We start from the raw sequence: 19,543 nt of genomic DNA, 5'->3' as shown, positions 1-19,543 counted from the left end.
TTTAGTGACACTAAAAGGGAATATTCTGCTGCTAATTCATTAAAAAAATTTAGTGTTAAACTAATAAAGTAGAGGAAACAAAAGGAGTTAAAAAATTGGAGAATTTAAGCCTCAGTTCATTATTAGATGTTATTGGAGAATTGCTTTCAGATGAAGTCTCGATTGCTGTGTCAAATACAGAAGAGTATCTCTATTATCTTCCTAGTAAACGGGTTGATTTGAAAATTAGGCAGGGTGATTTAGTAAAAGAGGGGACAATTGCATATAAGGCAATCTCCCAGAAACAAAAGGTATCCGAGTTCATTAACCGCGATGTATTTGGTGTCCCTTATCACGGGATGGCTGTTCCGTTTTACGATGGTAAGTTGTTAGGGGGCTGTGTCACCGCGATTTACCCGGCTTATACAGACGGGAAATCTGTGGTTACAGTTAAAACAAATGATGGATGGATTCCTGTGCCTTTCGCAGATGTGAAGTATGTGGAAGTGAATGACAGAAAAACGTACGTAGTGGCAGAGGGATTTTTAGGTACTCATAAAAACACGTTACAAGAATTCGAGTATTTATTGCCACGTGAGTCATTTGTCCGTTGCCACCGTTCATTTATTGTTAATGTCCATCATATTAAAGGGATTTATCCTGATTCGCATTCGACTTTTGTCCTGGAAATGAATAATGAAACACGAATTCCGGTAAGTCAATCGTATTCCAGTTACTTTCGCAAATTATTAGGGTTTTAATGATGCTGCTTGAGTCAGATATATGAGTGCTTCAGCCTGTTATTCCTTTGTCAGCCCTTAATTTCACGTTCATACCTATACATAAGTTAATATTATCTAAAAGTTATGAATACAAAAGGGGCATTATATAGATGGAAAACTTTATGGATCGAATTAAAAACGTTCAATTAAGAGACGTCGTTGTCTCACCAGAAGAAGCGGCGTCTTGGATTAAAGATGGCATGACACTTGGGCTAAGCGGATTTACACGCGCTGGTGACGCGAAAGCGGTTCCATTGGCATTGGTAAAACGTGCAGAAACAGAACAATTTAAAGTGAATGTTTATACGGGTGCATCGTTAGGGTCTGATGTTGATCGATTGTTTGCTGAAGCTAATATTGTACATAAAAGATTACCTTTTCAAGCCGATCCGACGATGAGGAAAAAGATTAATGAAGGTGAACTTCTATTTGTGGATCATCATTTGTCGCATACAGCTGAACTCATTCGCGCGGAAGTTATCGAGCCAATTGACTTTGCAATTTTGGAAGCGGTTTCAATTACCGAAGATGGAATGATTATTCCAACGACGTCTGTTGGAAACTCGTTGACGTTTGCACAACATGCCAAGTCGATCATTATTGAAATAAATATGGCACAGTCTCTACAATTGGAGGGGCTGCATGATATATATGATCCTGGTAAGCAGGGTGAAAGATCACCGATTCAATTAATGAAAGTGGATGACAGGATTGGAACAATTGGCATTCCGTTCGACGTGTCAAAAGTGAAAGGAATCGTCTTTACGAATCAATTGGACTCACCATCGACGATTGATGCACCAGATCATGAAACGGAAATCATGGCAGAGCATTTATTAGCGTTCTTACGCACCGAAGTTCAGGCGGGCAGATTGACTAAGTGCCTTGCTCCATTGCAGTCAGGAATTGGTTCGGTAGCTAATGCAGTTCTTCATGGAATGATTAACTCCGAGTTTGAGGAGTTAGAAGTGTATTCAGAAGTGTTACAGGATGCTGTATTCGATTTGATCGATGCAGGGAAAGTTTGTTTTGCTTCTTGTGCTTCAATTACGTTATCCGAAAAGAAGATGGCTCACGTATTTAATAACTTTGAGAAGTATCGTGATAAGCTCATCATGCGTCCGCAGGAAATTTCGAATCATCCAGAAATTATCCGTCGTTTGGGCTTAATCTCCATCAATACTGCACTTGAATTGGATATCTACGGAAATGTCAATTCAACGCATGTTTCGGGAACGAAAATGATGAACGGTATCGGCGGTTCAGGTGATTTTGCCCGCAATGCACGCCTTGCCATTTTTGTTACGAAATCAATTGCAAAGGGTGGAAATATTTCAAGTATTGTTCCGTTCGTTTCACATGTTGACCACACAGAGCATGACGTCGACGTTATTGTAACAGAACAAGGCTATGCAGATTTACGTGGACTTGCTCCAAGGGAACGTGTTGAACTTATTATTGAGCGTTGTGTGCATCCGATGTATCGCGATCAACTTCGTGCCTATTACGAAGAGGCGCTTGAAAGAGGCGGTCATACGCCACACGTCTTGGAAAAGGCATTCTCGTGGCATACAAATTTAGCGAAGAACGGCACTATGCTTGAGCTGGTAGAAGAACTCACTTATTAATGACTAACAGGAAGGGTTGTCTCACAGGAGCAACCCTTTTTCATGTGCTAGACTAGGCTTGATTCATGTAGACCGATTATATAAAGTGTGCGACCGATTAAATAAGTATGAGTACCGGCCATATAGAGTGTGTGACCGATCAAAAAAGCATGTAGACCGATCATATAAAGTGAGAGACCAATCAAATAAGCATGCAGACCGATCATATAAAAATGTTACAGTAAAAAGAGATGAAAGAATGGAGATGGTTCCTTTGAAAATGGTATTGTTTGGGGCAACTGGCCGCGTGGGTGGGGAAGTTCTAAAACTCGCGCTTGCTGAAGGGCATGAAGTGACGGTACTTGTCCGTTCACTTGAGAAATTGGCACCACATGATAGGTTAACTGTTATCCAAGGTGATGTCCGTAATGCAGTCACAGTTTCGCTTGCAATTGCCGGGATGGACGTTGTGTTTAGTGCGCTCGGTACAGACAAGACGACAACATTGACTGAAGCGATTCCACATATGATAAAGGCAATGAAAGACATAGAAGTTGGCCGAATCGTTACAATTGGGACAGCTGGTATCTTGCAAAGTAAGATTGATCCTGAAAAGTTACGTTATGAAGCAGGAGATACAAATCGTCGGCTGACTTTTGCGGCGGAAGAACACCATAAAGTGTATGATATGCTTCGTCTATCGGGACTTGAATGGACAATTGTATGTCCTACTTATTTGCCGGACGGTGTTGCGGTAGATGGCTACAGAACTGAGCGCGACTTGTTGCCAGGGGATGGTAAACAAATATCCGTTGGTGACACAGCTGCTTTTGCTTACAGTGAACTATTGCAAGGAGACAACATCGGATTCCGTGTTGGAATTTCATATTAGAAAACAGAGTAGTACTGTCGTTGGCAGTGCTATTTTTGTGCAGAAAAACAAATGAATTAAGACGATATGGAGGTTGGTTATATTGAAAAAAATATCGCAATTATCTTACTCTGAGTTATTTTAGGTTACTCCGCAATCCTTGGCTAGATAGAGAATAAATTTTAGAATACTTTAATTGGTCAAAATATATTATATCGAGTGATGAATTAGCTAGTTAAACCGTGATATAATAGGAGGGTAATTATAGGTATATACTACTTGTTATTTTTAATGGAATGGGCATAAAGGTTATTTTATTTAAAAATAGACCTTAATTAAGTGGACTGAAATTCGACTAGAACGGTAGAATACCTGAGCAATCGTCAATAAAAGCATTGCATAATGAATGACTTGAACTGATTAAAATTGGAGGAAGAGTAAATGGTCTTACGAAATGCTAGTATAGGTAGAAAAATGTTTATCTTAATATCGCTCTCGATCGTCATTTTTTTCGTGATTGGGGGAACCGGGTTTTACTACATGCAACAAATGAAGAATAACTCTGAACAAATGTATCAGGATGCGCTATTACCTATAAAGTGGCAGTCTCAAATTAGTACCAATAATCGGGCTGTCGACGGATATTCATTGGAGATGTTGCTTTCATCTGATGACAGTGTGAAACAAGAATTAAAAGGGCTAATTACTGAGCGAATAGATGAAAATAAAGAGCTGGAAAATAGCTTGAAAATAAGTTTATTATCTGACGTGCAAGTAGATAGGATTGTCCAATTTGAAGAAAGTTATGAAAACTATATAACAGAACTACAGAAAGTCATGGACCTTGCTTTAGCTGGTAAAAGTGAGTTAGGTTATAATAAATATCAGCAAGAGTTGAAAATGGAAATAGAAGATACGAATGTGCACCTACAAGAAATCGGAGCTTATTTAGAGAAATATGCAGACGATTTAGATACGAGTATTACAAAAAGCGTTCAAACGAGTAATACTATCGTAATTACGGTCATTATCCTTTCGCTTATTTTAGAAGTTGCGCTTGGGTACGTAATTGCTCGTATGATTGTAAGTCCACTCAAAGAGATTGAGACGTTAATGGTTGAAGCAGAAAATGGTAATCTAACAGTCGAAGGGAAATACCGCTCAAAAGATGAGATAGGTATTTTAACTATTTCATTTAACAGTATGATGTCTAGGCTACGAGAATTGATGAGACAAGTAAATAATACTTCTGAACAAGTAGCGGCTTCGTCGGAAGAATTGACAGCGAGTGCAGAAGAATCCACAAAGGCTAGTGAAGAGGTTGCACACACCATTCAAGACGTGGCATTTGGTGCTGAGCGCCAAGTGGAAGGTACGAAGGAGAGCCAGAGAATCGCTGAGGAAATGGCTGGAAGTATCCATTTAATTGCATCAAGTACGCAAGGGATTTCTGCGAATGCAATTGAAACATCGCAAAAAGCATTAGAAGGAAACGAAGCGATTCAATCCACTATTAAACAAATGAGCTCCATAAATGTGACGGTCTCTCAATTATCGCATGTGGTGGAAGGGTTGGGCGAACGATCCCGAGATATTGGGAATATCATTGAAGAGATTACAAACATCGCAACACAGACAAATCTGTTAGCATTAAATGCCGCGATTGAATCTGCAAGAGCCGGTGAACATGGAAAAGGATTTGCTGTTGTGGCGGATGAGGTTCGTAAATTAGCCGAACAATCAGCTAGATCAGCTCAAAGAATCGCTCAAATGATTGCTTTGATACAAGAGGAAACCCAAGTTGCCGTTCAGTCAATGGCACAAACGACAAGTGAAGTAACTGATGGGATTGTAGTAGTAAACAAAGCGGGAGAATCATTTGCACAAATCCGTATTTCAATAGATGATGTAGCAAGTCAGTTACAGGGTGTCTCCGTTGCAGCTCAACAAATATCGGTTGGGATCGATCAAGTGCTCCAATCAGAGCAAGCGTTAGCTGAAATTGCAGAAAACGCTGCATCTGGAACGCAAAATGTCGCGGCTTCTACAGAAGAACAGTTGGCATCTATGGAGGAAATTGCAGCATCGGCAGAGTCGTTGGCCCATCTAGCTGTAGATTTACAAGAACAAATTGAATTCTTTAAAGTTTGATTTAAAGTTCGCCTATTTGCTCGAAAAAACATCAATCTTTTATGGTATCCCATTCAGTTAAGTGGTACAAAAATCAAAGTAACAGAACAAATCGCAGGTTTTTAACGCGCAATAATTTTCATTAAAACCTAAAATAGTATCTCAACTCGCATGTTATCTCAGATAGAGAATGACCGCGTGTTGAGGTGTTTTTTTGTTCAATATTCCTACCTTCCCCACACTCGTAAATTTTAATTGCTGTCTTAATGACATATTTGAGAGGGAAGGAAAACTATGGATTTTCATGTATAATAATTAGGAAAATCGGTTGTTTGGAATAATTAATCATATACTGCTAATAATGTAAAGTGAAAAAAGGAGCTATAATGAAAAAATTATTAAGTTGTTTAAGTTGTATTTTTATTCTTGTTGCTTGTTCAAATGAAGACAATGCTAACTTGGACAAAGAAACTGTAATTACAAAAGAATTTGTAGAGGAATATGCAAAAGTTGGTTTAACTTACAGTGAAGTTAGGGAAAAGTTTGGAACTGAAGAACTTGCAGATGTAGTTGATAACACAGAAACTTGGCTTTATGATTCGTCCCAACATAATGACTTTAAGTATGACCGAAGTTTAGAAGCCGTAGCTTTTGATGAAATAAAATCCGACAATCTTGACTATCAGTTGTATATTAACTTTATTGAAGAAAAATCCTATATGTACTCATATTTCTATAAAGGTGAAGACGGAAAGGTTTGGCAATATCAAATAGCTCCGAACAGTGAGCCTTCAAGTAAATCAGTAAGTAATTAATGATTGAATCAGAGTTGACCTATAAATTAGGCACAACTCTATTTTTTTTTGCGAAAAAAATCCAGCTTAACATAGCGTATATAAAAGCACTCAACAGAGGTTAAGCGCTTAATGAGTAAGGTCTTTACTCTCGAAAAAGTTGAATTTAATTGTTCAGCACTTTTTGTCGTCTTTGAACTGCTGGCTCCCAATGTAACGAAGTTCCATGTGAAACAATGCGCTGTTTAGCTCGTTTTTAACGGGCAGTAAAACCCCGCTTCGAAGAGAAAAAGAGGGGGATTAGAGACCTCCATCAGGTTGAATTATCAATTAAATTAGTTGCCAAAAAAATGGCTGAAACGAAAATGAAGGTCAACCGTCAAATCAATTAACTGCTTAAGAAACGGGTAGTTGAAAAGTTGAGGAGGAATTATTTTGAAAAAAATGTTTGGTATGTTTATATGTGTAATGGTTATCTTTACGCTGGTGGGTTGTTCGGGAACAGGATCTAATGACGATAAAAAGGATGAAGCAGCTACGACCGAAGTTTCCGTCAAAGACATAATGGATAGTGTTAAGGGGCAAATTGTACAAGATATAAAAGATGCAGGATTCGATGATGGACAAACTGATGAGGAAATTCTTCAAAGTTATACTGAAACGAATTTAGTAAATGCTAAAACAGACAATCCAATGACACAAATATTTATGGAGCGAACAGCACTTGATAAAGAGTTACTAGCTGAAGGTTTGATGTTCAATTCTATGTTCAATACCAATGCGGATGAAATAATTGTCTTGAAAGCGAAGAATGAGAAGGACGCAGAAACATTGAAAGCTTCGTTGCAAAAAGAATTAGATGCACAAATACAAACATGGGAACGATATCTTCCTGATCAATATGAAAAAGTAAAAAACAATGTGTTAAAAACGACAGGTAATTTTGTTCTGTATGTTACGTATGACAATGTAGATGCAGTAGAGCAGATTTTTGATGAAAAAGTAAAGTGATTTCTAAAGGTGCTTATTCCATGATTTTAGAAGCCTCCAGCGGATGTCACGGATTTTGAAGGGCGCTTAATAAGCGCCTATTTACATAGCAAAAGCTAGGAGAGTGATTGTGTGGTATTCAGTAGCTTATTATTTCTATTTTTCTTTTTACCAACTACATTACTCCTTTATTTTTGCGGTTCAAGAAAGATGAAAAATGGCATTCTCCTTACTGTTAGCCTTATCTTTTATGCGTGGGGAGAACCTGTTTATATATTTTTAATGATTTTTTCAGCTATTACAGATTATTGTCACGGGCTATTTATACAAAAATACAGGTTAACTGCACCGCTTAAAGCGAAGCTCGGATTACTTTCATCTATTATTATTAATCTAAGTTTATTGTCTTTTTTCAAATATGCAGATTTCCTTATTGAAAACATCAATAATTTATTCGGCATGAATGTAAATGCCTTAGACCTTCCATTACCGATTGGCTTATCTTTTTACACATTTCAAACGATGTCGTATGCAATTGACGTGTATCGTGGACGGGTGAAAGCACAACGAAATCCGTTGACGCTAGCGTTATACGTTTGTTTATTTCCGCAGCTTATTGCAGGACCCATTGTACGATACGAAATTATTGAACATGAACTTAAAAACAGACGTGTTACGCTTGATCAATTCTCAGAAGGTGTGAAAATTTTTCTTATCGGGCTTGGTAAGAAGGTGTTGCTCGCCAATAACATAGGATTTTTATGGAGTGAAATTCAGCAGCAAAGTCCTGCTGAATTATCAGTATTGTCGGCTTGGATGGGGATTGCGGCGTTCGGCTTGCAACTGTATTTCGATTTCAGCGGTTATTCTGATATGGCAATCGGCCTCGGAAAAATGTTCGGGTTTAATTTTCCGCAAAACTTCAATTATCCATTTGCTTCCCGCAGTATCACGGATTTTTGGCGTAGATGGCATATGACGCTAGGCGGTTGGTTCCGGGACTATGTGTATATACCACTAGGCGGGAGTAGAAAAGGTAAATACAGGCTCTATCTAAATTTATTCATCGTTTGGGGTCTGACCGGATTATGGCATGGAGCTGCATGGAATTTCGTGGCTTGGGGTCTTTACTTTGGTGTATTGATTGCGATTGAAAAAGCAGGGTTACTGGTTTTACTTAATAAAATGCATCCGATTTTTCAACATATTTACGCGTTTATTATCATCATGATTAGTTGGGTACTATTTGTTTTTGAAGACCTTTCTATGAGCTTTACCTACTTGAAAATCATGTTTGGATTTTCGGGACAAGCATTGGTAAATGAGCGATTCATGTACGATGCGTATACAAATGTAATTCTCTTTCTATTAGCTTTTATTGGCTCGGTTCCAATTTGGAAAGTGTTGAGGAATAAAATGACACGTTGGCATAACTTGATTGACGAAATTTTAATTCCTGTATTTTGTTTACTCATTCTTGTCTTGTCGACCGCTTACTTAGCGGATGATTCATACAACCCATTTCTTTATTTTCGCTTCTAGGAGGTGACACATTGTCTATTCATAAAAAGTGTTTTGTAGGTGCATTTCTGTTATTCATTTTTGGAATAGGTTTATTCAATGTGGTAGCTAGTGACCGTGCTTTCTCTGATAGAGAAAACCGTCCATTAGCACAAATGCCTGAATGGACATTGCCAAATTTTTATTCTGGAAAGTTAACGGCGCGTTTTGAAACGTACATGTCTGATCAGTTTATTTGGAAAGATGGTTGGGTGAGGTTGAAAGCGATGTCGGAAAGGGCTTCATTGAAAAAAGAAAATAATGGGGTGTTCTTCGGAAAAGATGGATTCCTAATCGAACCGTTTGAAAAACCTGGCGAACAGTTTGATAAAAACATTGACTATGTAAAAAGGTTTGCTGCAAATGCAGAAGGTATTCGGTCGTATGTATTACTTGCTCCAACTTCGATTGCGTTATATGAGGATAAACTGCCACTGTTTGCTCAAACATACAGCGAAAAAGATGCATTTGAAACCGCGAAAGAAAAATTGTCTTCCGTAGTGGAGGTAATTGATGTATACGATGCGCTCAAATCGCAAAGTAACGAGCAAATCTATTTTAAAACAGATCACCATTGGACGATGCGGGGTGCATATTTAGCTTATAGAGAATCCGCGAAAACATTGGGAATAAAACCATATGAAGAAGACGATTTTCGTATTGAAACAGTAACGGAAAACTTTTTCGGGACACTCCATTCTAAGACAAATGCAATCGGTATTAAGCCGGACAAGATTGAAGTTTTTCTGCCGAATTTTGAAACTACTCAAATGGTGACCTATGAAGATGGGCGGCAATCTGAGTCACTGTACGAATGGGATTATCTTGAGAAAAAGGATAAGTATTCGCTATTTTTGGACGGTAATCATACACTAGTGAAAATTAAAACAGGGGTCAAAAATAGTCGTAAGTTGGCGATCATTAAAGATTCCTATGCTCATGCATTTATCCCTTTTTTAGCGAATCACTTTGAGGAAATACATGTACTAGATCTTCGATATTATCATTCGGACGTCCTTAGGTATTTGAATGATCAAAACATCTCTGAAGTTTTATTTTTATACAATGTTGCTAATTTTACAAAGGACCCAAATGTGATTTGGTTATCGCAAAGTACATGAAAAGGAGTTGCTTTACTCGCTATGAGTGAAGCAACTCCTTTTTGAACCTGAATAATATAGTTAAACCTCAACTTCACTCATCAGTGCATGTGTATTCCCTTCGGTATCATTGAAAAATACCATCCATGTTTCGGTTGAACCCATTTTGGTGATTAAATGAGGTTTATCAATGAAAGAGACTCCTTTTTCTTTCAATTGATTATAGCTTGCTGTGATGTCGTCTACTTGAAAATAAAGGACGGAACTCGCGTTTTCGAACTGTTCCTTTTCGGGAAGACTAAGCATAAGGCGGACACCGTCGCAGTTGAAGAAAGCCATTAAGTCCGTGTTGAATAAAAGCGGTAGTTCAAGTAAATCTTTGTAAAATAAAATAGCTCGATTGATTTCTTTTACAGGTATCCCAATTTGGCCAATACTTTTTAAATTTGACACGAAAATAATCCCTCTATTCAGTCATATTTTTAGATAGTATAGCATATCGGTTTTTATTCAACAAAATAGAAGGACCAAAATATGGATGTTGTTTTAGGTAGTCAATTGAAAGACCTGGATGAAATTATACATGTACAGAAAGAAGTGGTCTGTGTATTCGATAATCCAAGTTCGTCATCTTCATTATCGAAAAAAGAGTATGAATATATCTTGTCTGACGGCGGTAAGATGGTAGGAGAGTTTGCAGATTGACTACTTGTCCCAGGAGCAGATGAAAGTGGATGGGATGCCTATAAATGCGGTTATGCCATTCAACACCGCAAGTTTAAGGACAAGTTGTCACAACAGATGGATATTGCCGTGCTGAAAAAAGTATGGCCCGGGACAGGGATTTCAGGCAGTCCGATTGGTTGCCTTATTCGGTATTGTAAAAGAAATCACATTGTTGCCGAAAAGATTAGAAGCTATAACAAAGTTATTAGCGGGGGGAGATAGCGGATTGAAAAAGAGGCGTAAAAGAAGGAAGTTAATAATTGCACTTACAGTGATTGCAACAATCGTGACACTGATGATTGGGATGAAACAACAGGATAATAATGAGGTTTCATTGGACAAAATCACAGTGCCTGTCGCTAAAATTCAAGAACCTGATATGCTCCCTATTGACTCTGATAAAATGCCTAAAATTGACGAGATCCTGAACGATCCAAGGTTACAAGGTGCGACAACTGGAATCAGCATTCGGAAAGCGTCGACCGGTGAAATTGTCTATTCCAATCTTGGCGATACGCGGGTTCACCCTGCATCTGTTATGAAGCTGCTGACAGGTGTAGCGGCACTTGAAACACTAGGAGAAGACCATACGTTCAAAACAGAATTGTACATGGATGGACGGATTGAGAACGGCGTAATTCATGGCAATCTCTATTTAAGAGGTAGAGGTGATCCGACACTGACGAAAAATGATTTAAAAGCATTTGCTTCCGAATTAAAAGCGAGAGGAATCCGCTCCATCACTGGAAACGTATACGGGGATGACTATTGGTATGACAGCATTCGGCTTTCTCAAGACTTGAACTGGTCCGATGAACCCTTCTATACAGGTTCCCAAGTATCGGCACTTACGCTGTCGCCGAATGATGATTACGACTCAGGAACTGTGATTGTCGAAGTGTATCCTGCCACGAAATCGGGACAAGCGGGTAAAATCAGCATGGTGCCAGCGAATAACTATCTTACAATTGTTAACAAGACGCAAACTGTAGCTAAAAAAGGTAAGAAAAGTATCCAAGTTGAACGGCAGCATGGTTCAAATACGCTTATTGTTTCCGGTACAATTCCGGCAGGCGCAAAAAAAACACGCACATGGTCCTCTGTCTGGGAACCCACGAATTACGCACTAAACATATTTAAGGAGGCCGTTGAACAACAAGGCATTTCATTTTCTATAACACCGAAAGTCGGGCGCAAAAAAGTTCCTAAAGGAGCTAGTTTAGTGGCATCAAAGCAATCAATGCCGTTAAAAGAGTTGTTTATTCCATTTTTAAAACTAAGCAACAATGGACATGCCGAAGTACTTGTCAAAGAGATGGGGCGTGTGATTGGCGGTGTAGGTAGTTGGGATAAAGGACTTGCCGTCATGGAAGGAGTCCTTGCTGATATGGGACTTGATGCGAAGAATATGCTACTTCGAGACGGATCAGGTATGTCACATAAAAACCTTGTCACTGCGAATGAAGTAACGAGATTGCTCGAAGTAGCACAAAAGAAACCCTGGTATCCGACATTCCTAAATGCACTTCCCGTAGCAGGAAATGGAGAACGGTTTATCGGTGGTACATTGCGTCATCGCATGAAAGGAACTGCGGCGGAGGGGAATGTCCAAGCGAAGACGGGAGCGTTGAACGGGGTTGCTGCGTTGTCGGGATATGTGACAACAAAAGATGGCGAGCTGCTTATATTTTCAGTTATGGTTAACAATTACTTAAGCGACAGAACGGTCGAAGTACTAGACGCTATTGCCATCACATTGGCGAATTATCGAAAGTGAATCTGTTTGCATTAGATGTTTAAAAATAAAAGCTGATCCTCGCCGGAAACTCCGGATAAGGATCAGCTTTTTCTCTTTAACGTTTCGGTTCATAGTTCAACATCTTGAACATTCCTGACAGTTCTTGCTCGGTCAAATCACGCCATTGCCCATTAGGCAAGTCACCGAGATGGACGTTCATAATCCGTGTTCGTTGTAATTTCCGTACATTGTAGCCGAGTGCAGAACACATGCGGCGGATTTGACGGTTCAAACCTTGAGTCAATGTCATGTTGAATTTGCGCGGACCCAGTTGTTTTACTTTACATGGTTTTGTCACCGTATCTAATATCGGGACACCGGCCTCCATCTGTCTGATGAATTCCTTCGTGATCGGTTGGTCGACAGTGACGATATATTCTTTTTCGTGACCATTTTCTTCACGTAAGATTTCATTGACGATATCGCCGTCATTTGTAAGAAGAAGAAGTCCGTCTGAATCTTTGTCGAGCCGCCCGATATGAAAAATACGTAGTGGATGGTTGACGAAGTCGATGACATTGCCTTTAATATGACGTTCTGTCGTACTTGTAATGCCGACGGGTTTATTGAGCACAAGATAGACGAGTTGCTCTTCCGACTTCACGAGTTTTCCGTCAGCCCGTACTTCGTCGCCGCTTTCAACTTTACTGCCGAGCTCAGCTAGCTGCCCGTTAATTGTAATACGACCATCTTCTATCCATTTATCCGCACCGCGACGTGAAACAATCCCAGCTTCGCTTAAATATTTATTGATTCTCATTAGGATCACCTGCTTTTATTGTTGAATTAAGTATACCGCATTGGGAATCAAACGACTAAATGAAACATATCTTCAATGTGTAAAAGAAAAATAAATGACATTACTTTACTGAAGAGGTTGACAACTTGATGCTATTCATACTAAGATTAGAACAATATTTTATTCAAAGACGGGCAGAAGGTACCGAGAGCGGTGTCGCCCACGACAGACGAGTTGAGAAGAGCATAGCTGAGAAATTATTGAATAAGAAGAGTAGCATGGGTACGCGATTGTAGAGAGTCAGTGGGTGGTGGAAACTGATTCGTGGCCGATGTGAATGGACTTATGAGAGCCGATTTGAATTTTTTTCAAGTTGGACGTGAGATCCCACGTTACGGGATGTGTCTTTTAGACACGCAAAGTGGAAGCAGCAATGCTTCAATTAGAGGTGGCAACGCGGTGTATTCCGTCCTCTGCAATCGGACTAATCTGTCCTTTTGCAGAGGGCTTTTTTTATTCAAAAAAATAGTCTAAAAGAGGAGAGTTGAGCTGAGATGAGCAAAGAACAGACGAGTTTACGGACGACAATGAAGAAATTAAATGGGGATTCATTAACACCGATATTGATTTTTAGAAGAATGCAGGGGGAAAGAAAGTTTTTACTAGAAAGTTCTTCGAAGCGCGATGGGTCGGGGCGCTACTCCTTCCTTGGAATGGATCCACTGAAGTCTTACAGCGGACGTGATGGAAAACTTGAAGAACATGTATATGCTACGGGCAAGAAATATGTACACGAGGGTGATCTGTTCGTGCTATTGAAAAGATTGGTGCCGCGAATTACAGACGAAATCGATTTTCCTTTCACAGGTGGAGCGGTTGGCTACGTGGGATATGGAGCGGGTTCCGACAGTGTAACGCGTTCCCATGACGATATGGGATTCCCGGATGTTAATTTCAATATTTACGAGACCATTATTATTTTCGACCATGTATTGAATGAGGTGACACTGCTGCATACGGAAATTAATCCGGAACAAAGCGCTCCTGATTTGGATGCACTGGCGGAAAGTATGTTGTCTGGACCAGAAAAGAAAGAGTCGGCTTTTGCAATATCCGACTATAAATGTTCCGTAACTCAGCGGGATTTTGAAGATTTGGTACGCAAGGCAAAAGGATATATCGAACAAGGCGAAGTCGAACAAGTTGTGCTGTCGAGACGTTTAGTAGCGGACTTTAACGGCGATCCGTTTTCATTATACCGAAAGCTAAGAAAACGTAATCCTTCACCTTATATGTATTTCATGGAATTCGATGATCATGTCATCGTGGGTACGTCACCGGAAAGTTTGGTACGTGTATCGAATGGCAAAGTGATGACGAATCCGATTGCAGGGACACGCCGACGCGGTGTAGATAAAGCTGAAGATATAGCGCTCGAGAAAGAGTTGCTAGCTGATCCGAAAGAACTTGCTGAACACGATATGCTTGTCGACCTTGGGCGGAATGATTTGGAGAAGGTGTGCCTTCCGGATTCGGTGCGAGTCACAAGCTATATGGAAGTTGTCCGTTATGAGCACGTGATGCATATTGTATCGGAGGCAGAGGGAACATTATCGCCGGTGCTACATTCATTAGACGCGTTAACGGCATGTCTTCCGGCGGGTACGGTGACAGGTGCACCGAAGAAACGAGCAATGGAATTGATTGATGAATTGGAGAAAATGGACCGGGGTATTTACGGCGGTGCAATCGGGTATATCGGTTTCAATGGCAATATGGATTTTGCGTTGACAATTCGCACGATGGTTGTGAAAGACGGTAAAGCTTACGTTCAGGCAGGAGCAGGCATTGTGCAAGCGTCAGATCCTACAGCAGAATTCATGGAGACGGCCAATAAAGCCAAGTCTTTGTTGGAAGTCGTAAACTAATTCAATGATGAATTGATTGTGAGAAAGAGCTTAGCAGAGCAAAGGAGAGATTGAGATGAGAAGTTTTGTGAGAAGAGTAGAGATAGGCGAGCATTTGATGTATGAAGAAATGTTGGAAGCGTCTAAGCTGATGTTTAATGAGCAAACGGAATCGAGAGACGTAGCTGATTTTCTTTTAGCTTTGTCAAAAAAGGGGGAAACGGCTCACGAAGTTGCGTCTCTTGCTGCGGTTATGAAATCGTTCGCGCTTAAAGTAAATGTTCCACGGGAAACATTTATGGATAACTGCGGAACAGGCGGAGATGGCTCAAATACTTTTAATATTAGTACGGCATCCGCGTTTGTATTGGCAGGAGCAGGCGCTTCTATCGCTAAGCATGGCAATCGGAAAATTTCGAGTGATGCGGGAAGTTCCGATGTATTGGAAGCGCTCGGCATTCATACGGACTTCAGCTTAGACGAAACAATTGAACTGCTTGAACAGGAAGGGATCACCTTCTTATATGCACCAAACGTTCATCCGAAAATGAAACGAATCGGTGCTATCCGGCAGCAAATCGGTAAGCCGACTATCTTTAATCTTGTAGGGCCTCTAACCAATCCAATCCCATTAAAAACACAATTTACGGGTATAAACAGGCCGGACTTCACGATGGAATATGCATCCGTATTGCGCATGCTTGGCAGAGAGAGGGCAATTATCGTATCGGGAGCAGGTGGAATGGACGAAGCGTCACTTGCGGGACAAAATGCATTTGTTCTTCTTGATAAAGGCGATTTGATCCCATTTTCACTGACAGCGGATGACGTGGGACTTAACTCTGCACCGATTTCGGCTATACGTGGAGGCAACGCGAAGGAAAATGCGGCAATCATTCGTGCGATTTTCAATGGAATTCGCGGTCCTCATTTCGATACAGTCGTTTTCAATGCGGGCATTGGTTTATTCGCGAATGGGCAAGCGGGGACGATTCAAGAAGGTGTCAAACAGGCGACGGACAGTATTTTATCTGGTAAAGCGTTGCAAAAGCTAGATGCAGTAGTAGCATTCAGTACGAAAATCAGTGCAAAGGCGGTGGCGAGATGACGATTCTGGATGAAATCTTACAAGAGAAACGGCGTGAAGTGCTAGACATGTTGGCGGAACAGGAAGTGTTACAAGAAGTTCGTCCGTCTCGTCCTTCTTTGTTCAAAAAGTTATATAAAACAGAGCGCTTGCAAGTCATCGCGGAAATGAAGCGTGCGTCTCCTTCGAAAGGACTTATCGCGGAAGGTGCGGATCCTGTCGCACAAGCGATTGCTTATTACAATGCAGGTGCAGCATGTATTTCCGTTTTGACGGATAGTCATTTTTTTAAGGGCTCTTTCGAAGACTTAGCAGCTGTAGCGGAAGATGTTCCGATTCCGTTGCTATGCAAGGATTTTATCATCCATACCGTACAAATTGACCGTGCGAAAAGTGCGGGGGCATCTGTCATTCTACTGATTGTTGCTGCTCTTACTGATGAAGAACTAAGCAATCTACATCTCTATGCATTGTCATCTGGACTGGAGGTACTTGTGGAAGTACATGACGGAGTGGAGCTGAAACGTGCGATTGGTATCGATGCAAAACTGATAGGTGTCAACAATCGGGATCTCCGCACATTTAAAGTGGATTTAAAGAGAACAGAAGAGATTGCGAGCCTATTTCCGTTCAATGAAGAACGTGTCCTGATTAGCGAAAGTGGTATTTGGGAAACAGAAGACGCGTTATTTGTTGCAGATGCCGGTGCGAGTTCGGTTCTCGTCGGTGAATCGCTTATGCGAAGTGGTTCAGTTGCTACAGCCATACAATCTCTGCAAGTCGCGTTACCAAGAGTAGTCCGATGACGAAGGTGAAGATTTGCGGATTAATGGAATCGCAACATGTGAAAACAGCAGTGGATGCTGGAGCGGATGCAATTGGCTTTGTCTTTGCTCCAAGCAGACGGCAAGTGACAATTGCTGAAGCGCAAGAGTTAGCGAAGACTATTCCAACTGGAGTGCTGAAAGTTGGAGTATTTGTAGATGCATCACAAGATGAAATTGAGAAAACGTATCGGGAAGTACCGCTAGATATTATTCAATTTCACGGTGATGAAAGTTCGGATTTTATCAAAAAAGTCGGACTTCCTTCCATTAAAGTGTTATCAGTTTACAGCGATGAATACGCAAAGCAATCTATACAATATGAAACAGACTACTTTTTGTTCGATACGCCAGGAACTGACTTTAAAGGAGGTAGCGGAATGACCTTTGATTGGCACCTAATGAAAGACGCTGGTGTCCAATCGGAAAAAGTGATTCTGGCGGGCGGACTGAACGCTGACAATGTTGCACAGGCAATCAGGACAGTAAATCCATATATGGTGGACGTTTCAAGCGGAGTAGAACGTATGGGAAGAAAAGACGGGAATTTGATTCGTGCATTCATTAAAGCAGTCAAAGATGAGGAGAGATAAGCGATGGTAAAAGAAATGGATGTAACTCAGACTACACAGGCAGGACGATATGGAAGGTTTGGTGGGCAGTTTGTTCCTGAAACATTAATGACGGCACTTATCGAACTAGAGGCTGCTTACGATGAAGCGATTGTCGATCCTGCTTTCACGGAAAAAGTAAATTACTACTTAAAGGATTTTGTCGGACGGGAGACGCCGCTGTACTTTGCGGAAAGACTTACAAAAGAAGCAGGCGGCGCAAAGATTTATCTCAAACGCGAAGATTTAAATCATACGGGTGCCCATAAAATCAATAATACGGTTGGGCAGGCACTCCTTGCGATACGCATGGGCAAAAAGAAAATCGTTGCGGAAACAGGAGCGGGTCAACACGGAGTGGCAACGGCAACGGTATGCGCCTTATTTAATCTCGAATGTGTTATTTACATGGGGAAAGAAGATATTCGTAGACAGGAATTGAATGTTTTCCGTATGGAGTTACTTGGAGCTAAGGTCGTTTCAGTCGATAAAGGATCAGGCACACTGAAAGATGCAGTCAATGAGGCGCTGCGCTACTGGGTAGCGAATGTGGAAGACACGCATTACATATTAGGTTCAGCTCTTGGTCCGCATCCCTTCCCGAGGATTGTTCGTGATTTTCAACGCGTTATCGGTGTGGAAACGAGACGACAAATTGTGGGGAAAGAAGGGCGTTTACCAGATGCGATTGTTGCGTGCATCGGAGGAGGGAGCAATGCAATCGGCATGTTCCATCCGTTTATTGACGATGAAAAAGTGGCTTTGTACGGTGTTGAGGCGGCAGGAAGTGGTATCGAAACAGGACTTCATGCAGCTGCAATTGCGGATGGCAAAGAAGGCGTTTTGCACGGGGCGTATATGTATGTGTTGCAAGACGACGATGGGTTTATCCAGGAAGCGCATTCCATTTCAGCAGGTCTTGATTACCCAGCCGTTGGTCCAGAACATAGCCATTTGCATGATATCGGGCGTGTTACGTACACATCTGTAACGGATGCAGGTGCATTGGAAGGATTGCAGTTATTGGCGAAAGTGGAGGGAATCATCCCGGCACTAGAAAGTGCACATGCGGTTCACTTTGCAGTCGAACTGGCGGGTAGGATGGGAGAGGAAGAAATTCTTGTCATTTGCCTTTCAGGACGAGGCGATAAAGATGTCCAAACGGTACGCGATGCATTAGGAGGTGGCTTGAATGACTAAGCAAGACTTAACTTACGCCATTACTGATTGTGTAACCCGTGGTCATAAAGCGTTTGTGCCCTATATAATGGCTGGTGACGGCGGTCTTGAAACGATTAAGAAAAACATACTATTTCTACAACAAACAGGTGTGACTGCAATCGAACTTGGCATACCTTTTTCAGATCCTGTGGCAGACGGTCCAGTAATTGAACAAGCTGGAGTACGGGCACTTGCTAAAGGGGTAACACTTCGAACTGTGTTGAAAGAACTTACTTTATTCAAGGATGAAATCACCGTACCGCTTGTTATCATGACTTATTTAAATCCAATTTTGAGCTATGGCGTTGATCAATTTGCTATGGATTGTCAAAACAGCGGAATTAGCGGACTTATTGTGCCTGACTTGCCATACGAAGAAAGTGGATTGTTGCGGGATGCGCTTATGAAGGCTAATATTGCACTCATTCCACTCGTCTCGCTAACAAGCCCACCAGAACGGATTAAGAAAATAACAGCGGAAGCTGAAGGCTTTGTGTACGCGGTGACAGTAAACGGAATTACAGGAGTGCGGGATGGATTTGGAGATGATCTTGCTGCCCATTTGGAGCAGTTGAAAGCGGTAAGTCCTGTGCCTGTTCTAGCTGGGTTTGGTATTTCAACACCTGAACAGGTCCGGTCAATTGGTGCGCTTGCAGACGGTGTCATTGTGGGCAGTGCGATTGTTACTGCTTTTCATAGAAATGATTTAACAGCGGTCGAAGCATTAGTGAAAATGTCGAAATAAGAAAAGCGCAAGTCGTAAGTCGCCTGCTAGACAGCGAATCATGTAGAAAAACGCCCTTCCTTGCGTGAAAAA

The 19,543-nt window shown here is 41.1% G+C and carries 18 protein-coding genes and 1 other annotated feature; of the genes, 16 read left to right on the top strand and 2 right to left on the bottom strand.

The window, feature by feature from the left end; all coding sequences use genetic code 11:
* Positions 1 to 95 precede the first annotated feature (95 nt).
* From FQ087_RS17565 to FQ087_RS17530, 8 genes are all read left to right on the top strand, one after another.
* A complete protein-coding gene (locus tag FQ087_RS17565; protein WP_149581885.1) occupies positions 96 to 740 on the top strand; it encodes a LytTR family DNA-binding domain-containing protein in 645 nt (214 codons plus the stop codon).
* A 131-nt stretch (positions 741 to 871) separates the two neighbouring features.
* Positions 872 to 2,389 (top strand): succinyl-CoA:acetate CoA-transferase ScpC, encoded by a 1,518-nt coding sequence (locus FQ087_RS17560; RefSeq protein WP_149581884.1) that lies wholly within the window; start codon positions 872 to 874, stop codon positions 2,387 to 2,389.
* A gap of 253 nt (positions 2,390 to 2,642) precedes the next feature.
* Entirely contained in the window at positions 2,643 to 3,260 is a 618-nt protein-coding gene (locus tag FQ087_RS17555; protein ID WP_149581971.1) for an NAD(P)-dependent oxidoreductase, read from the top strand.
* Positions 3,261 to 3,680: 420 nt separating this feature from the next.
* A complete protein-coding gene (locus FQ087_RS17550) occupies positions 3,681 to 5,390 on the top strand; it encodes a methyl-accepting chemotaxis protein (RefSeq protein ID WP_149581883.1) in 1,710 nt (569 codons plus the stop codon).
* Positions 5,391 to 5,755: 365 nt separating this feature from the next.
* Complete coding sequence (locus FQ087_RS17545) at positions 5,756 to 6,184, top strand: PhoU family transcriptional regulator (protein ID WP_149581882.1); 429 nt, start codon at positions 5,756 to 5,758, stop codon at positions 6,182 to 6,184.
* A 423-nt stretch (positions 6,185 to 6,607) separates the two neighbouring features.
* Positions 6,608 to 7,174 (top strand): DUF4358 domain-containing protein, encoded by a 567-nt coding sequence (locus FQ087_RS17540; protein ID WP_255452431.1) that lies wholly within the window; start codon positions 6,608 to 6,610, stop codon positions 7,172 to 7,174.
* A gap of 111 nt (positions 7,175 to 7,285) precedes the next feature.
* Positions 7,286 to 8,695 (top strand): MBOAT family O-acyltransferase, encoded by a 1,410-nt coding sequence (locus FQ087_RS17535; RefSeq protein ID WP_149581880.1) that lies wholly within the window; start codon positions 7,286 to 7,288, stop codon positions 8,693 to 8,695.
* An 11-nt stretch (positions 8,696 to 8,706) separates the two neighbouring features.
* Positions 8,707 to 9,834, top strand: coding sequence for a DHHW family protein (locus FQ087_RS17530; protein WP_149581879.1), 1,128 nt, complete (start codon positions 8,707 to 8,709; stop codon positions 9,832 to 9,834).
* A gap of 60 nt (positions 9,835 to 9,894) precedes the next feature.
* Here the strand turns inward: FQ087_RS17530 and FQ087_RS17525 are convergent, their stop codons facing one another.
* Entirely contained in the window at positions 9,895 to 10,266 is a 372-nt protein-coding gene (locus FQ087_RS17525; protein WP_483315859.1) for a VOC family protein, read from the bottom strand.
* Between the two features lie 81 nt (positions 10,267 to 10,347).
* Between FQ087_RS17525 and FQ087_RS22535 the strand changes: the two genes are divergently transcribed.
* Entirely contained in the window at positions 10,348 to 10,518 is a 171-nt protein-coding gene (locus tag FQ087_RS22535; protein WP_188006795.1) for a hypothetical protein, read from the top strand.
* Between the two features lie 247 nt (positions 10,519 to 10,765).
* Positions 10,766 to 12,316: a D-alanyl-D-alanine carboxypeptidase/D-alanyl-D-alanine endopeptidase gene (dacB, locus tag FQ087_RS17520; protein WP_149581877.1), complete on the top strand. Its 1,551-nt coding sequence runs from the start codon at positions 10,766 to 10,768 to the stop codon at positions 12,314 to 12,316.
* 76 nt (positions 12,317 to 12,392) lie between these two features.
* Here dacB and rluF read toward each other — a convergent pair whose 3' ends face one another.
* Complete coding sequence (gene rluF / locus FQ087_RS17515) at positions 12,393 to 13,097, bottom strand: 23S rRNA pseudouridine(2604) synthase RluF (RefSeq protein ID WP_149581876.1); 705 nt, start codon at positions 13,095 to 13,097, stop codon at positions 12,393 to 12,395.
* Between the two features lie 230 nt (positions 13,098 to 13,327).
* Positions 13,328 to 13,553: a binding site (T-box leader), on the top strand.
* Positions 13,554 to 13,630: 77 nt separating this feature from the next.
* On the opposite strand from rluF, the gene trpE reads away from it, so the two are divergent.
* Genes trpE through trpA form a run of 6 tightly spaced genes read left to right on the top strand, consistent with a single transcriptional unit; the run spans position 13,631 to position 19,471 of the window.
* Positions 13,631 to 15,004, top strand: coding sequence for an anthranilate synthase component I (gene trpE, locus FQ087_RS17510; protein ID WP_149581875.1), 1,374 nt, complete (start codon positions 13,631 to 13,633; stop codon positions 15,002 to 15,004).
* Positions 15,005 to 15,059: 55 nt separating this feature from the next.
* A complete protein-coding gene (trpD, locus tag FQ087_RS17505; protein WP_149581874.1) occupies positions 15,060 to 16,091 on the top strand; it encodes an anthranilate phosphoribosyltransferase in 1,032 nt (343 codons plus the stop codon).
* Positions 16,088 to 16,876: an indole-3-glycerol phosphate synthase TrpC gene (trpC, locus tag FQ087_RS17500; protein WP_149581873.1), complete on the top strand. Its 789-nt coding sequence runs from the start codon at positions 16,088 to 16,090 to the stop codon at positions 16,874 to 16,876. Before trpD ends, trpC begins: the two co-directional genes overlap by 4 nt.
* Positions 16,873 to 17,487 (top strand): phosphoribosylanthranilate isomerase, encoded by a 615-nt coding sequence (locus tag FQ087_RS17495; RefSeq protein ID WP_149581872.1) that lies wholly within the window; start codon positions 16,873 to 16,875, stop codon positions 17,485 to 17,487. Before trpC ends, FQ087_RS17495 begins: the two co-directional genes overlap by 4 nt.
* A gap of 3 nt (positions 17,488 to 17,490) precedes the next feature.
* Positions 17,491 to 18,705: a tryptophan synthase subunit beta gene (gene trpB / locus FQ087_RS17490; RefSeq protein ID WP_149581871.1), complete on the top strand. Its 1,215-nt coding sequence runs from the start codon at positions 17,491 to 17,493 to the stop codon at positions 18,703 to 18,705.
* The gene (gene trpA, locus FQ087_RS17485) at positions 18,698 to 19,471 is read left to right on the top strand and encodes a tryptophan synthase subunit alpha (protein WP_149581870.1); all 774 of its coding nucleotides are present in this window, start codon (positions 18,698 to 18,700) and stop codon (positions 19,469 to 19,471) included. The genes trpB and trpA overlap by 8 nt, the downstream gene beginning before the upstream one ends.
* Positions 19,472 to 19,543 lie beyond the last annotated feature (72 nt).

The organism is Sporosarcina sp. ANT_H38 (assembly GCF_008369195.1).
Classification (GTDB): Bacteria; Bacillota; Bacilli; order Bacillales_A; family Planococcaceae; genus Sporosarcina.
Note: the sequence above shows the minus strand (reverse complement) of the source record. Positions and strands in the feature narration are given on the sequence as shown.

Coding starts and splice junctions, on each gene's coding strand:
- FQ087_RS17560 (WP_149581884.1), top strand. CDS start 872: ATGGAAAACTTTATGGATCGAATTAAAAACGTTCAATTAAGAGACGTC.
- FQ087_RS17550 (WP_149581883.1), top strand. CDS start 3,681: ATGGTCTTACGAAATGCTAGTATAGGTAGAAAAATGTTTATCTTAATA.
- FQ087_RS17545 (WP_149581882.1), top strand. CDS start 5,756: ATGAAAAAATTATTAAGTTGTTTAAGTTGTATTTTTATTCTTGTTGCT.
- FQ087_RS17540 (WP_255452431.1), top strand. CDS start 6,608: ATGTTTGGTATGTTTATATGTGTAATGGTTATCTTTACGCTGGTGGGT.
- FQ087_RS22535 (WP_188006795.1), top strand. CDS start 10,348: ATGGATGTTGTTTTAGGTAGTCAATTGAAAGACCTGGATGAAATTATA.
- rluF (WP_149581876.1), bottom strand. CDS start 13,097: ATGAGAATCAATAAATATTTAAGCGAAGCTGGGATTGTTTCACGTCGC.
- trpE (WP_149581875.1), top strand. CDS start 13,631: ATGAGCAAAGAACAGACGAGTTTACGGACGACAATGAAGAAATTAAAT.
- trpD (WP_149581874.1), top strand. CDS start 15,060: ATGAGAAGTTTTGTGAGAAGAGTAGAGATAGGCGAGCATTTGATGTAT.
- trpC (WP_149581873.1), top strand. CDS start 16,088: ATGACGATTCTGGATGAAATCTTACAAGAGAAACGGCGTGAAGTGCTA.
- FQ087_RS17495 (WP_149581872.1), top strand. CDS start 16,873: ATGACGAAGGTGAAGATTTGCGGATTAATGGAATCGCAACATGTGAAA.
- trpB (WP_149581871.1), top strand. CDS start 17,491: ATGGTAAAAGAAATGGATGTAACTCAGACTACACAGGCAGGACGATAT.
- trpA (WP_149581870.1), top strand. CDS start 18,698: ATGACTAAGCAAGACTTAACTTACGCCATTACTGATTGTGTAACCCGT.